Annotated in this window: 14 protein-coding genes; 12 read left to right on the top strand and 2 right to left on the bottom strand. The window is 59.9% G+C overall.

The window, feature by feature from the left end; genetic code table 11:
- Window positions 1–35 precede the first annotated feature (35 nt).
- Window positions 36–2,588: a peptidoglycan glycosyltransferase/peptidoglycan DD-transpeptidase MrcA gene (gene mrcA / locus D8B20_RS16030; protein ID WP_145889825.1), complete on the bottom strand. Its 2,553-nt coding sequence runs from the start codon at window positions 2,586–2,588 to the stop codon at window positions 36–38.
- A gap of 172 nt (window positions 2,589–2,760) precedes the next feature.
- On the opposite strand from mrcA, the gene pilM reads away from it, so the two are divergent.
- The 12 genes from pilM to trpS all read left to right on the top strand — a co-directional run bounded on the left by pilM (window position 2,761) and on the right by trpS (window position 12,758).
- Complete coding sequence (gene pilM / locus D8B20_RS16025; RefSeq protein WP_145889823.1) at window positions 2,761–3,570, top strand: type IV pilus biogenesis protein PilM; 810 nt, start codon at window positions 2,761–2,763, stop codon at window positions 3,568–3,570.
- The gene (locus D8B20_RS16020; protein ID WP_145889821.1) at window positions 3,570–4,112 is read left to right on the top strand and encodes a PilN domain-containing protein; all 543 of its coding nucleotides are present in this window, start codon (window positions 3,570–3,572) and stop codon (window positions 4,110–4,112) included. Before pilM ends, D8B20_RS16020 begins: the two co-directional genes overlap by 1 nt.
- The gene (locus D8B20_RS16015) at window positions 4,105–4,599 is read left to right on the top strand and encodes a HofO family protein (RefSeq protein ID WP_145889819.1); all 495 of its coding nucleotides are present in this window, start codon (window positions 4,105–4,107) and stop codon (window positions 4,597–4,599) included. Before D8B20_RS16020 ends, D8B20_RS16015 begins: the two co-directional genes overlap by 8 nt.
- On the top strand, window positions 4,589–4,963 hold the full coding sequence (locus D8B20_RS16010; protein WP_145889817.1) for a HofP DNA utilization family protein: 375 nt from the start codon (window positions 4,589–4,591) through the stop codon (window positions 4,961–4,963). Before D8B20_RS16015 ends, D8B20_RS16010 begins: the two co-directional genes overlap by 11 nt.
- Window positions 4,908–6,167, top strand: a complete 1,260-nt coding sequence (gene hofQ, locus D8B20_RS16005; protein ID WP_145889815.1) for a DNA uptake porin HofQ — start codon at window positions 4,908–4,910, stop codon at window positions 6,165–6,167. Before D8B20_RS16010 ends, hofQ begins: the two co-directional genes overlap by 56 nt.
- A gap of 482 nt (window positions 6,168–6,649) precedes the next feature.
- Entirely contained in the window at window positions 6,650–7,171 is a 522-nt protein-coding gene (gene aroK, locus D8B20_RS16000; RefSeq protein WP_010617392.1) for a shikimate kinase AroK, read from the top strand.
- Between the two features lie 39 nt (window positions 7,172–7,210).
- Window positions 7,211–8,299 carry a 3-dehydroquinate synthase gene (aroB, locus tag D8B20_RS15995; RefSeq protein WP_145889813.1) on the top strand — a complete coding sequence of 363 codons (1,089 nt, stop codon included), beginning with the start codon at window positions 7,211–7,213 and terminating at the stop codon, window positions 8,297–8,299.
- 61 nt (window positions 8,300–8,360) lie between these two features.
- Window positions 8,361–9,413: an SPOR domain-containing protein gene (locus D8B20_RS15990; RefSeq protein ID WP_145889811.1), complete on the top strand. Its 1,053-nt coding sequence runs from the start codon at window positions 8,361–8,363 to the stop codon at window positions 9,411–9,413.
- 96 nt (window positions 9,414–9,509) lie between these two features.
- Window positions 9,510–10,322 carry an adenine-specific DNA-methyltransferase gene (gene dam / locus D8B20_RS15985; RefSeq protein WP_145889809.1) on the top strand — a complete coding sequence of 271 codons (813 nt, stop codon included), beginning with the start codon at window positions 9,510–9,512 and terminating at the stop codon, window positions 10,320–10,322.
- 71 nt (window positions 10,323–10,393) lie between these two features.
- Window positions 10,394–11,077 (top strand): ribulose-phosphate 3-epimerase, encoded by a 684-nt coding sequence (gene rpe, locus D8B20_RS15980; RefSeq protein ID WP_145889807.1) that lies wholly within the window; start codon window positions 10,394–10,396, stop codon window positions 11,075–11,077.
- A complete protein-coding gene (locus D8B20_RS15975) occupies window positions 11,061–11,738 on the top strand; it encodes a phosphoglycolate phosphatase (protein ID WP_145889805.1) in 678 nt (225 codons plus the stop codon). The genes rpe and D8B20_RS15975 overlap by 17 nt, the downstream gene beginning before the upstream one ends.
- A gap of 15 nt (window positions 11,739–11,753) precedes the next feature.
- Window positions 11,754–12,758: a tryptophan--tRNA ligase gene (gene trpS, locus D8B20_RS15970; RefSeq protein ID WP_145889803.1), complete on the top strand. Its 1,005-nt coding sequence runs from the start codon at window positions 11,754–11,756 to the stop codon at window positions 12,756–12,758.
- Between the two features lie 68 nt (window positions 12,759–12,826).
- Here the strand turns inward: trpS and D8B20_RS15965 are convergent, their stop codons facing one another.
- Window positions 12,827–13,273, bottom strand: coding sequence for a hypothetical protein (locus D8B20_RS15965; RefSeq protein ID WP_145889801.1), 447 nt, complete (start codon window positions 13,271–13,273; stop codon window positions 12,827–12,829).
- Window positions 13,274–13,490: the final 217 nt, after the last annotated feature.

The raw sequence follows: 13,490 nt of genomic DNA, 5'->3' as shown, positions 1-13,490 counted from the left end.
CCAAAAAAAGCCGGCAGATGCGCCGGCTTTTTTGATCAGAACAGTTCGTGGCTTTCGCCGCCATTGTCCATGATGGTGGTACCGACATCGTGCACGGAATATTCAGTTGGCTGTGTGCCGTTAATGAAATACTCCTGGCGCGTGTTGCCACCGCCGTTCGCCAGCTTGCCGGTGCTGCGATCGATCGTCACCGTGACCACGCCGTCCGGCGGTGTCAGCGGCTGTACCGGAACCCCATCCAGCGCGGCTTTCATATAATCGTCCCACGCCGGTTGCGCACTCTTCGCGCCACCCTCATAACCGGAGATCTGATCCGGAATGGCACCGGAAACCGTTGAGCGTCCCAGCGCACGGGAGTCATCAAAGCCGATCCACACCGAGGTCACCACACCCGGGCCATAGCCTGAGAACCAGGCATCTTTCGAGCTGTTCGTGGTACCGGTTTTACCGCCGATGTCATTGCGCTTCAGGTCACGGCCGGCGCGCCAGCCGGTGCCCATCCAGCCCGGTTCACCAAAGATGTTGGAGTTGAGCGCACTCTTGATCAGGAACGACAGCGGCGTGTTAATGACGTGCGGCGCATACTGCTGTTCGCTGCCGGACTGCGGCTGCGCCGGCACCTGTTCCAGCGCGGGCTGCGGCACGGTCTGGTTCTGTGCCTGATCGGAGGTGGCGACGTTCTCCACGCTCTCTTCGTTCAGGGCCACCGACTTTTTGGTGTCGCCGTAAATCACCGGCAGATTGCACTGCGGACAGGCAATTTTCGGTTTCGCTTCAAACACCACATCACCCTGTTCGTTCTCGATTTTGGCAATGAAGTACGGATCCACAAGGAAACCGCCGTTGGCCATTACCGCATAGCCGCGCACCACCTGCATAGGGGTAAAGGAGGCGGCACCCAGCGCCAGGGACTCGGTATGAATGATGTTCTCCGCCGGGAAGCCAAAGCGCTGCAGGTACTCTGCGGCATAATCGACGCCCATTGCACGCATGGCGCGCACCATCACCACGTTTTTGGATTCACCCAGCCCCTGACGTAAGCGGATAGGACCGGCGTAAGTCGGCGGTGAGTTTTTGGGGCGCCAGTCGGCACCGGCACCGGCATCCCAGCGGGAAATCGGTACGTCGTTGAGGATAGAGGCCAGCGTCAGCCCGCGGTCCATCGCCGCGGTATACAGGAACGGCTTGATATTCGATCCCACCTGACGCAGCGCCTGCGTGGCGCGGTTGAACATGCTCTGGTTGAAGTCGAAGCCGCCGACCAGGGCGCGCACCGCGCCATCTTCCGGATTCAGCGACACCAGCGCGGAGTTCACCAGCGGCACCTGGCCCAGCCACCAGGCATCGCCCACTTTGCGCACCCAGATCTGCTGGCCAGCCTGCAGCACCTGCGTCACGCTGCGCGGCGTCGGGCCTTGCAGCGTATCCGATTTGTAGGCACGCGCCCAGCGCACGCCCGCCAGCGTCAGTGAGACACTGCTGCCATCTTTAAGCATCGCCGTGGCTTCATCGGCACTGGCGCTGGTCACCACCGCGGCGTTCAGCGGGCCGTAGGTCGGCAGGTTTTTCAGCGTGTTCAGAATGCGGGTGTTATCCCAGCTTGCCTCACCCACTTTCCACAGCACGTTGGTCGGGCCGCGGTAGCCGTGACGCATGTCGTACGCCATCACGTTATTACGCACCGCCTGCTGTGCGGCTTCCTGCAAACGACGCGTCACGGTGGTATACACCTTGTATCCATCGTCATAGGCGCGATCGCCATAACGCTTCACCATCTCCTGACGCACCATTTCACTGAGGTACGGCGCAGAGAAGGCGATTTCCGGCCCGTGATAAGAGGCGGTCAGCGGCGAATTTCGGGCTTCGTCATACTGCTGCTGGGTGATGTAATTCTGGTCCAGCATACGCGCCAGCACCACGTTGCGACGCGCCAGCGCCCGCGTATGTGAGTAGAGCGGGTTGAAGGTTGAAGGGGCCTTAGGCAGGCCGGCGATCATTGCCATCTCACTCAGGGAGAGCTGATCCACCGGCTTACCAAAATAGACCTGGGCAGCAGCGCCGACGCCATAAGCACGGTAGCCGAGATAGATCTTATTGAGATACAGCGCGAGGATTTCGTCTTTGCTCAGCAGCTGCTCAATACGAATCGCCAGGAAGGCTTCCTTGATTTTTCGCATCAGGGTGCGTTCCGGGCTGAGGAAGAAGTTCCTCGCCAGCTGCTGCGTAATGGTACTTGCGCCCTGTGAGGCGTGCCCGGACATCAGCGCGATGCTGGCGGCACGGAAAATACCCACCGGATCAACGCCGTGGTGCTCATAGAAACGGCTATCTTCGGTGGCGATAAACGCTTTGATGAGCTCAGGCGGCATCTGCTGCAGCGTAAGCGGGACGCGGCGCTTTTCGCCATATTGCGCGATTAGCTCGCCATCCGCGCTATAAACCTGCATCGGCGTTTGCAGGCGCACATCTTTCAATGTGTTCACATCAGGCAGCTGCGGCTCTATGTATTTGTACAAACCATAAACCGTGCCGGCTCCCAGCAAAATGCAACACACTGCAAGGATCAATAAATACTTTACGAACTTCACCTGAGAATTCCCATCTGTTGGCGTTTGGGCAGTTTATAAACAATCGCGCGGTAGTATAAAGGCAAGCCTGACGCTTTGATATACCCGTCATGGTTCGGATTGCCGCCCTGCGGTCACCCTTGCGCGTGCGGGTCAGCGTCCCGTTCCTCATCACGATAAGGAGATCGCGCGCATGGCTTTTCAGCACTGGCAAATTGGCCTGGATATCCAGAACGGACAACTCTGTGCGCTGGCTGTAGAGCGCCGTCGTCATGGATGGCAGCTGCGCCACTGGTGGCAGCAACCGCTGCCGCACGATACGTTACGCAACGGCGTGTTGCAAACCAGCGCAGTGTTACAGGAGATGTTAACGCGCTGGCAGCGTCAGCTGCCGAAGCGCTACTCGCTGCGCGTCGGGCTGCCGCCTCAGCTGGTATTGCAGCGCACGCTGCCGCTGCCTGCCCCGGCCCTGTGCGAGCCGGCGCTCAGTCGCTATGTTGCCGCCTCGGCGTCCCGTCTGTTTCCGGTGGAGGCGGCGTCGCTGGCGCTGGATTACCGTCCTGCTGACACGCCGGATAAGCTTAGCGTAACCGCGGCACGGCGCGAGGCGATCAGCCAGTGGCTGCTGCCGCTGCAGCAGGCCGGGCTGCAGCCTGAGGTGTTTGAACTCAGTAGCCTGGCGCTGTTGCAGGTGGCTTTGCAGATGGCATTGCGCCCGGCTTCGCTGCTGGTTCATCCGCTGCAGACGCACTGGCTATGGGCCATGACCGGTGAGGCTACCGCGTGCGGCACATCCGCTGAGCCGTTGAGTGTTGCCCATCTGCACGCCACCTTTCCACAGGCCGATACGCTTTACTGTACTTCGCCGCACCCCTTGCCTGAAGCCGACGTACAGCTTCTTCAGCCCTTTTCACTGCTGCGTTATCAGCAGCCCCCTTTGCCGGCGCAGCCGGGCGCGTTTGCTGTCGCGCTGGGGCTGGCGCTGCGTCCGGAGGATTGCTGATGCTGGCGGTTAACCTGCTGCCCTGGCGTGCGCAGCGGTGGCGACGGCAGCAGCAGCGAAGCCTGCTGCTGCTGAGCGGCGTCCTGGCATCCACGCTGCTGACGGTGCTGCTGTGGTGGTGGCACGGCGATCGCCTGCGGTGCGGGCAGGCAGACGCGCTGCGCGATCTCACCCTCACGCTGGCCGCATTGCAGCAGCAGCTCTCGCAGCAGCACGCTCTGCAGCAGCAGCGTAATGCGTTGTGGGCCCGGTGGCAGGCGGCGCAGCAACAGCAGCGTGCGCACCAGCACTGGCAGCGGTTCTGGCTGCAGTTGCCCGTGCTGATGCCGGATACGCTGTGGCTCAGCCGCCTGGAGCGGCGTCAGGGGCAACTACTGCTGGAAGGTGTCGCGCAGAGCGTCGCGGCGGTCAGTGATTTTCGCCAGCAGCTGCGCCGGCAGCCGCTGTTTGCCGCGGTAAGACAGGGCAGAGTGCAGCGTCAGGCTAACGGCGATTATCGCTTCACGCTCAGCGCCCGCCTGCAGGAGGTCACAGATGAGTGACGCCTTACAACGCTGGCTGGCGCTGCCGCCGTGGTGGCGTATCAGCACCCTGGCAGGCATCGCCATGCTGATTCTGCTGCTGGCATGGTGGGGGCTGTTACGGCCTCAGCAGCAGGTGCGACAAACTCAGCAACGCCTGCTGACAGAGAAACGGCAGCAACAGCACTCATACCAGAAGCAGCTTGCTTCACGGCCATCAATAGCCACTCTCCGGGCGGAGATTGACCGGCTGGAGCAGTCTGCCCTCCCTGCGCGCGCCCGCCAGTCCCTTGAACAACTGGTGGCGGCCCGCGGCCATCTGCTGGAAAGCTGGCAGCCTGACAGTCAGCCGCCGCAGCTGGCCCTGCAGCTGAGCTGGCCGGAATTTGTTCCGCTGTTTGCGGCGCTGGCTGAGACGGCACTGCCCGTGCCGCAGCGCTTTCAGCTGGAGAGCCGGGCCGGGCGGCTGAGTGCGCAGTTATGGCTGGAGGCAGACGATGCATCGTAGCGTGCTGCTGTTATTGCTGTGGAGCGGATGGGTTGCCGGACGCGATCCTTTCCAGCCGCTGGCGGCCAGCCGGTGCCAGGCCGCCGCCGCGCCGCAGGGCTGGCATCTGCAGGGGATTGCTGGCCGGCCGGCACAGTTTGTCGCGTGGCTGATTTCGCCGCAGGGGCAAAGCCATCGTCTGCGTGCGCAAACGGCCTTCCCGGAAGCCCCCTGGCAGGTGGCAGAGTTAACCGCACGCACGCTCAGACTGACCGCCGCGCACAGCTGTCCACCTCAGCACATCACATGGTCAATAAAAGGAGGTCACAATGAAAAGGATGGCACTGATGTTGTGTCTGGGGCTGAGCTCGCCGCTGCACGCTGATGACGATCGCTTCAGCCTGGTGTTTGACGATGCGCCGGTCGGGCGTATTTTGCAGGCGGTGGCTGATTACCGGCAGACCAATCTGCTTATCGCGCCCGGTGTGGAAGGGCGGTTATCGCTGCGGCTGGAGAATGTTGACGCCGATCGCGCGCTGACGCTGGTTGCCAGACTGGCAAAACTCAGCATTGTGCAGGAAGAGGGCGTACTGCTGGTCTACCCGGAGAGCTGGCAGCAAAAGCAGATCCAGCAGGCTGAAGCGGAGCGCGAAGCAAAGCAGCAGCAAACGCCGCTTGTGCAGCAAACCGTCACGCTGCACTACGCCAGCGCCAGCGACGTCTATCGCAGCCTGCAGGCCGAGCGCACGCTGATGACGCCGCGCGGCAGCGTAACGGTGGACAGCCGCACCAACGGTCTGCTGCTGCGCGACACGCAGGACGCGCTGCGCGATACCGGACGCTGGCTGCGTGCGCTTGATGTGCCGCTGGAGCAGGTTGAGCTGGCTGCGCACATCGTGACCATCAATGAAGAGCATCTGCGGGAGCTGGGTGTCAGCTGGGGCACGACCCCAGCTGACGCCGTCACCGACGCGCTGCGCAATCCGCAGCTGGCTATTCCGCTGGCCGTCAGCAACCCGGCATTTCGCGCCGGGGTGACGCTGGGGCAGATCAGCGGAGAGCTGCTGAACCTTGAACTCAGTGCGCTGGAGCAGGAGAACCAGATTGAGATCATCGCCAGCCCGCGTCTGTTCACCTCTCATCAGCAGACCGCCACGATCAAGCAGGGCACGGAAATACCCTATGAAGTGAAATCCGGCACCAGCGGTGCCACCGCCATTGAGTTCAAAGAAGCCGTGCTGGCTATGGAAGTCACGCCGGTGGTGCTGGGGAACGGGCGCATTCAGCTGCGCATGCGGCTCAGTCAGAACACGCCGGGACGCAGTGTCGCCATGGGTGAAAGCCAGGTGCTGAGTATTGATAAGCAGGAAATGGAAACCCAGGTCACCCTGCGCGACGGGGAAACGCTGGCGCTGGGCGGTATCTTTCAGCAGCAGCGCACCCGCGGCGAAAAGCGCGTGCCGTGGCTGGGCGAGGTGCCGCTGCTGGGCAATCTGTTCCGGCAGCAGACCGATGAACACAAAAAGCGGGAGCTGGTGATCTTCATCACGCCGCGACTGGTCAGGGAAGCAGCGCTTACGGACGGATAAAGCGGAAAATGCGCTCTGTGATGCCAACTGCGTTGACGCAGGGCAGGAATTAGCATACAAGGTTTAGCGATTTTAAAACGGTGTAACGGAACGCGGCAGGATAACCTTCCGGTGGGCGTCAGTGACAAGCGATACTGGCGTCATGAAGAAAAATGCCGACATCCCACACGTCACAGGCAGGCAGCCACAGCGTCAATATCTTCTCTTCTTTCAGTAAGTGATTGAGAGGAAAGCGTGCAGTCAGCACGCCTGTCGCGCGCAGGATGACGACAGATAAGGAAGAGCGTTACCGTCTCGCGAACCACAGACCGGTCCTGTATGAAGGTCGCCGGGGGCAATTTATTCGGTTGCCAAACGGCCATGAGTGTTGAGATAATTTTCCGTCTGACTCTTGCTAATGCTCATGAGGTCTCAGTTCCTGTCCCGCCAGCAACGTGCTGAACGCGGGGTATCATCAACGAATTCTTAGTAATACCGACAAAATGGCAGAGAAACGCAATATCTTTCTGGTTGGGCCGATGGGTGCCGGCAAAAGCACTATTGGTCGTCAGTTAGCTCAGCAACTCAATATGGAATTTTTCGATTCCGATCAGGAAATTGAGCGACGTACCGGAGCGGATGTAGGCTGGGTATTTGATGTGGAAGGCGAAGCTGGCTTCCGCGATCGCGAAGAGAAGATCATTAACGAGCTGACCGAAAAGCAGGGCATCGTGCTGGCGACCGGTGGCGGCTCCGTCAAATCCCGTGAAACCCGCAATCGTCTCTCCGCCCGCGGCGTGGTTGTTTATCTGGAAACCACCATCGAAAAGCAGCTGGCCCGCACGCAACGCGACAAAAAGCGTCCGCTGCTGCAGGTTGATGAACCGCCGCGCGAAGTGCTGGAAGCGCTGGCAGGTGAACGTAATCCGCTGTACGAAGAGATCGCTGACGTCACCATTCGCACTGACGATCAAAGTGCAAAAGTTGTCGCCAATCAGATCATCAACATGCTGGAAAAAAATTAATCCGGCGCCCTGACGGCTCAGCAATAGGTATCGGTCATCATGGAGAAGATCACTGTCTCACTGGGGGATCGCAGTTACCCCATCACCATCGCTGCCGGACTGTTTAACGATCCGGCTTCTTTTTGGCCGCTGAAAGCAGGCGACAATGCCATGCTGGTGACGAACCAGACGCTGGCAACGCTCTATCTGGATAAACTGGCAACGTTACTCAGCGATGCCGGGGTGAAGGTGGATCAGGTGATCCTGCCGGACGGTGAGCAGTACAAAACCCTGGCGGTGATGGACGAGGTCTTTACCGCCTTGCTGCAGAAGCCGCATGGTCGGGATACCACGCTGATTGCCCTCGGCGGTGGCGTGATTGGTGATTTGACCGGTTTTGCCGCAGCCAGCTATCAGCGCGGCGTGCGCTTTATTCAGGTGCCGACCACCTTGCTGTCTCAGGTTGACTCCTCCGTGGGCGGGAAAACCGCCGTAAACCATCCGCTGGGCAAAAACATGATCGGCGCTTTCTACCAGCCGGCTTCGGTGGTAGTGGATACCGATTGCCTGCGCACCCTGCCGGCGCGCGAGCTGGCATCAGGGCTGGCGGAAGTGATCAAATACGGCATTATCCTCGACGGTGAATTCTTCCGCTGGCTGGAGCAGAATCTTGATGCTCTGCTGGCGCTGGACGAAAAAGCGATGGCGTACTGTATTCGCCGCTGCTGCGAACTCAAAGCCGACGTGGTGGCAGCCGATGAACGTGAGACAGGCCTGCGTGCGCTGCTGAACCTGGGCCATACATTCGGGCATGCCATTGAAGCGCACATGGGCTACGGCAACTGGTTGCACGGCGAAGCGGTGGCGGCCGGTATGGTGATGGCTGCGCGTACCGCTGAACGGCTTGGCCAGTTCAGCGCGGCAGAGACAGATCGCATTATTGCACTGCTGTTGCGCGCCGGATTACCGGTGCATGGCCCGGCGAGCATGACTGCGGAAGCGTATTTGCCGCACATGATGCGTGACAAAAAAGTGCTGGCAGGTGAGCTGCGTCTGGTGTTGCCGCTTGCGATAGGTCGCGCTGAAGTGCGTGGCGGTGTGGCACATGATATGGTGCTGGCAGCAATTACTGATTGCCAGAAACCCTGATGATTTGTAGTAAGCAGTGATGCGGCGCGTGGGAAGCGTGCCGTTTTACGGAGGAGGCTAAATGGATGAGTTCAAACCGGAAGACGAGTTAAAACCTGACGCCAGTGACCGCCGTCCAACGCGGCCTCGCAAATCGTCTTCTGCGCCCAAAGCAAAAGTACCGGTTTCCCGTCAGCGTATGATGATGGGTGTCGGTATTCTGGTGCTGCTGGTGGTCGTGCTGGGCATTGGTTCCGCGCTGAACGGCCCGGATGAGAAGGCACCTGCCAGCAAGACGGCCACAAACGCTGCCGGCACCGGCGCTGCTGCGCCCTCAGCTGGCGGCGAAAAGAATATTGATCTCTCCGGCTCTACCTCCATGAGCGGCCAGCAGAATGCGCAGCCTTCCACGGAAGGGAGTGCGCCACAGAATCCGGCAGGCACCTCTGCGCCAGCCGGCAGCGATTCTCAGCCGATTTCCATGCCGTCAGTCTCTTCAACACCGACTCAGGCTGCACCGACAGACACGCCTGCCGGCCAGCAGCGCGTGACCCTGCCGGGTGATTTGAACAGCGCGCTGAGTAACCAGCAAGGCTCAGTTGATGCAGCCGCGCAGGGCGCTCAGGGCAACAGCTCGCTGCCTACCGCACCCGCCACGGTCAGCGGCGGCGGTAGCAAGGCCATCACGCCGCCGGCTATGCGCTCTGACGCCGCGCCGCGCACCAGCAGTAACAGCGCGCCGCGTACCAGCAGCACCCATAAAGCGCCAGCGGTAACCCGAGCCGCGCCGGTCAAAGAAAACAAAACGCACACCACCGCTGCGCACAACGCGCCAGCCAGCCAGAGCAGTTCAGCCGGCGCCAGCCGTTCGCTGCCATCCGGCGGTAACTACACGCTGCAGCTGAGCGGTGCGTCGAAAGCAGAGAGCCTGAACGCCTGGGCGAAGAAACAGAACCTGAGCAACTACCACGTGTATAAAACCACGCGTAACGGCCAGCCGTGGTATGTATTGGTCAGCGGGGCATACGCAACGCCGGCCGATGCGAAACGGGCCGTGTCTGCGCTGCCGGCGGAAGTCCGCGCGGCAAATCCGTGGGTTAAGCCGCTCAGTCAGGTGAAGAAAGAAAGTCAGTAAGTGATGTGGGGCCGCGCACTGGCGGCCCCGATTAGAGCGCAGATCTGCTGTCGGTTTCACCACAGCCATTAATTAAGATGTAATAACCACGACAGCATGAAAAAAAATCGCGCTTTCCTGAAATGGGCCGGAGGGAAATACCCGCTGCTTGACGATATCCGTCGTCATCTGCCGCAAGGCGATTGTTTAATCGAGCCTTTTGTCGGCGCCGGTTCCGTATTCCTCAACACCGATTATGACCGCTATCACCTGGCGGATATCAACGGTGATCTGATCAATCTCTATAACATTGTTAAAACGCGCACCGCGGCCTTTATTGAGGATGCGCGCCTGCTGTTTACGGCGGCGGGCAACAGTGCCGAAACCTATTACGCCCAGCGACTGGCGTTTAACGCCAGCCGCGACCCTTATCAGCGCGCGGTGTTGTTCCTCTATCTGAACCGTCACGGGTATAACGGCCTGTGTCGCTATAATCTGCGTGGCGAATTCAACGTGCCGTTTGGCCGTTACCGCAAACCGTATTTCCCGGAAGCGGAGCTGTTATGGTTCGCGGAACGCGCGCAAAAAGCGACCTTTGTCTGCGAATCGTACGATGTTACTCTGAACAACGCGTCTGCCGGCTCAGTGGTCTATTGCGATCCGCCGTACGCGCCGCTGTCGGCGACGGCCAACTTTACCGCTTACCACACCAACAGCTTCAGTCTGCGTGAACAGCAGCATCTGGCCGAACTGGCCAGCCGGCTGGCGCAGGAGAGCCGGATTCCGGTACTGATTTCCAATCACGATACCCTGCTGACGCGCGAGTGGTATCAAAACGCGGATTTACATGTAGTCAAAGCCCGGCGTTCCATCAGCCGAAGCATAAGTGGTCGCACTCAGGTGGACGAACTGCTGGCGCTTTTCCGCTAGTTTGTTTCGTCCGCGACCAACGCACCACGCCAGACCGGACCCGGCCTGGCGCCTAAAATTGGGAGAATCGGATGAAACAATTTTTACTGGCCCCTTCAATCCTTGCCGCTGACTTTGCCCGTCTGGGTGAAGACACTGCCAAAGCGCTGGCAGCCGGGGGTGACGTGGTTCATTTCGACGTGATGGATAACCACTATGTTCCCAATCTGACCATGGGGCCGATGGTGCTGAAAGCGCTGCGCGATTACGGCATCACCGCACCTATCGATGTGCACCTGATGGTTAAGCCGGTGGATGCGTTGATCCCCGCCTTTGCCAAAGCCGGCGCCAGCTACATTACCTTCCACCCGGAAGCCAGCGAGCATGTGGATCGCACCCTGCAGCTGATCAAAGAGCATGGCTGTAAAGCAGGCCTGGTGTTTAATCCGGCCACGCCGCTCAGCTACCTTGACTACGTTATGGATAAGCTCGACATCATTCTGCTGATGTCGGTTAACCCGGGCTTTGGCGGTCAGTCGTTTATTCCCGGCACGCTCGACAAACTGCGCGAAGCGCGCCGCCTGATCGATCAGAGCGGCTACGACATCCGTCTGGAAGTAGACGGCGGCGTGAAGATTGACAACATCGGTCAGATCGCGGCGGCAGGCGCAGATATGTTCGTTGCCGGCTCGGCCATTTTTGGTCATCCGGATTACAAAAAAGTCATTGATGATATGCGCAACGAACTGGAGAAAGTGAATGGCTCATTTCACTGATATCCGCGCGCTGGCGTTTGACCTGGACGGCACGCTGGTGCACAGCGCCCCGGGGCTGGCGCAGGCGATCGACCTGGCGCTGGGCGACCTGCATCTGCCGCCGCCCGGCATTGAGCGGGCTTCCACCTGGATTGGCAACGGCGCAGACGTCATGATGACCCGCGCACTCAGCTGGGCGCTGGGACGCGAACCGCATGCCGAAGAGCAGCGCGACGCGCGCGCACTGTTCGATAAACACTATGCCGCAACGGTCGAAGCCGGCAGTACGCTGTTTCCGCAGGTAAAAGAGACGCTGGCCGCGTTGCGGGCGCAAGGTCTGCCGCTGGCAATTGTCACTAATAAGCCGACGCCATTTGTCGCCCCGCTGCTGCAGTCGCTTGGCATTGCCGATGATTTTTCACTGATTATCGGCGGTGATGATGTGGTGGTAAAAAAGCCGCATCCGGCCGCCATTTTCCTTGTGCTGGGGCACTTCGGCGTGTTACCAGGACAATTGCTGTTTGTGGGCGATTCACGCAATGATATTCTCGCCGCCCAGGCCGCAGGCGTCCCGAATGTGGGCATGACGTTCGGCTATAACTACGGTGAGCCGATTGCCACCAGCCAACCCGATTTAACTCTCGATACTTTTAGCGAACTTTTGCCCGCTCTCGGGCTGTGATTATCAGGATATAACATGAGCAAACCCATCGTTTTCAGCGGCGCCCAGCCTTCCGGTGAACTGACCATTGGCAACTATATGGGTGCGCTGCGTCAGTGGGTGCAGATGCAGGATGATTTTCACTGCATTTACTGCATCGTCGATCTGCACGCCATTACCGTCCGTCAGGACCCGGCCGCGCTGCGCAAAGCCACGCTTGATACGCTGGCACTCTATCTTGCCTGTGGTATCGATCCGGAAAAAAGCACCATCTTCGTACAGTCGCACGTGCCGGAACACGCGCAGCTGAGCTGGGTGCTGAACTGCTACGCCTACTTTGGTGAGCTGAGCCGCATGACCCAGTTCAAGGACAAATCAGCCCGCTACGAAGAGAACATCAACGCCGGTCTGTTTGATTATCCGGTGCTGATGGCGGCGGATATTCTGCTGTACCAGACCAATCAGGTGCCGGTGGGTGAAGATCAGAAACAGCACCTTGAGCTGAGCCGCGATATTGCGGCGCGTTTTAATGCGCTGTACGGCGATGTGTTTAAAATTCCTGAGCCGTTTATTCCCAAATCAGGTGCGCGCGTGATGTCGCTGCTGGAGCCGACGAAAAAGATGTCGAAGTCGGATGACAACCGTAACAACGTTATCGGCCTGCTGGAAGACACCAAAGCGGTGGTGAAGAAGATCAAACGCGCGGTCACGGATTCCGAGGAGCCGCCGGTTGTACGCTATGACGTGAAAGAAAAAGCAGGTGTCTCTAACCTGCTGGATATCCTCTCGGGCGTGACCGGTAAAAGTATTCCGGCGCTGGAGCAGGAATTCGAAGGCAAAATGTATGGTCATCTGAAAGGTGCAGTGGCGGATGCCGTTTCCGGTATGCTCGGCGAGCTGCAGGAGCGTTATCACCGCTTCCGCAACGACGAAGCCTTCCTGAATCAGGTCATGCGTGATGGCGCAGCCAAAGCGCGCGCGCATGCGCAGGAAACGCTGAAAAAGGTCTACGACGCCATCGGCTTCGTTGCCCAGCCATAATCCGCTGCGGTCCCGGCTGCCGGGACCGCACTTTCTCTGCCGCAGGCGTGATTCGCCTTCAGCGCGCCTTACTTCACCCGGCGCAAGGCCAGCTCCGCGCCATCCCAGAACAGCCGGGCATTACCGTCTGCCAGCACGCTCAGCACCGCACCGGGTGCCGGTCCCCATGCCCGATCGCCACAGCGTACGTTGAAGCCATAGCGAAAGGTGAAATCCCGATCCTGTGCGTCGCCGCTGGCGGCGCTGAGACGCGGCTTGCCGCGGCAGTTGTCCACTGCGGGATTGATGCTGCGCTCGGCGGTGCCGCGCGTCCAGCTTATGCTGTCCGGCCTGAAGGCAACGCGTGCGCCCATAAACTGCGGATCATTTTTGATATAGATCTGGCCATCCTCTTTCTTTGGCGTAACCGCCACCACCTGCCATTCACCCATGACCGCGGACCAGGTTACCGGCGCGGCATGCACCGCCGCGCTCAGCGGCAGCAGCAGGGCGCTCAGCAGAGACACAATACGCATAATCACTCCTTGTTTTTTCATTGCTGGCGTCAGTCTGGCGGCAAAGCGCAGCGCTGTACAGCCGATGTGTGCAAACCTGCGCTGCGGGTAGCCTGGTGCACCGCGTCACAATGCCGGCGTATCGCAGGCAGCGCAGCCAGAGAGTCACTATAAGCGGCAGGATCGCGGATAACTATAATCGCAGCGGGATAGCGTGCAGGAGAGGGCGGAGCGGCAC

Source organism: Candidatus Pantoea soli, assembly GCF_007833795.1.
Classification (GTDB): Bacteria; Pseudomonadota; Gammaproteobacteria; order Enterobacterales; family Enterobacteriaceae; genus Pantoea; species Pantoea soli.
The sequence above is the reverse complement of the archived record's forward strand: the minus strand, read 5'-3'. Positions and strand labels throughout refer to the sequence as shown.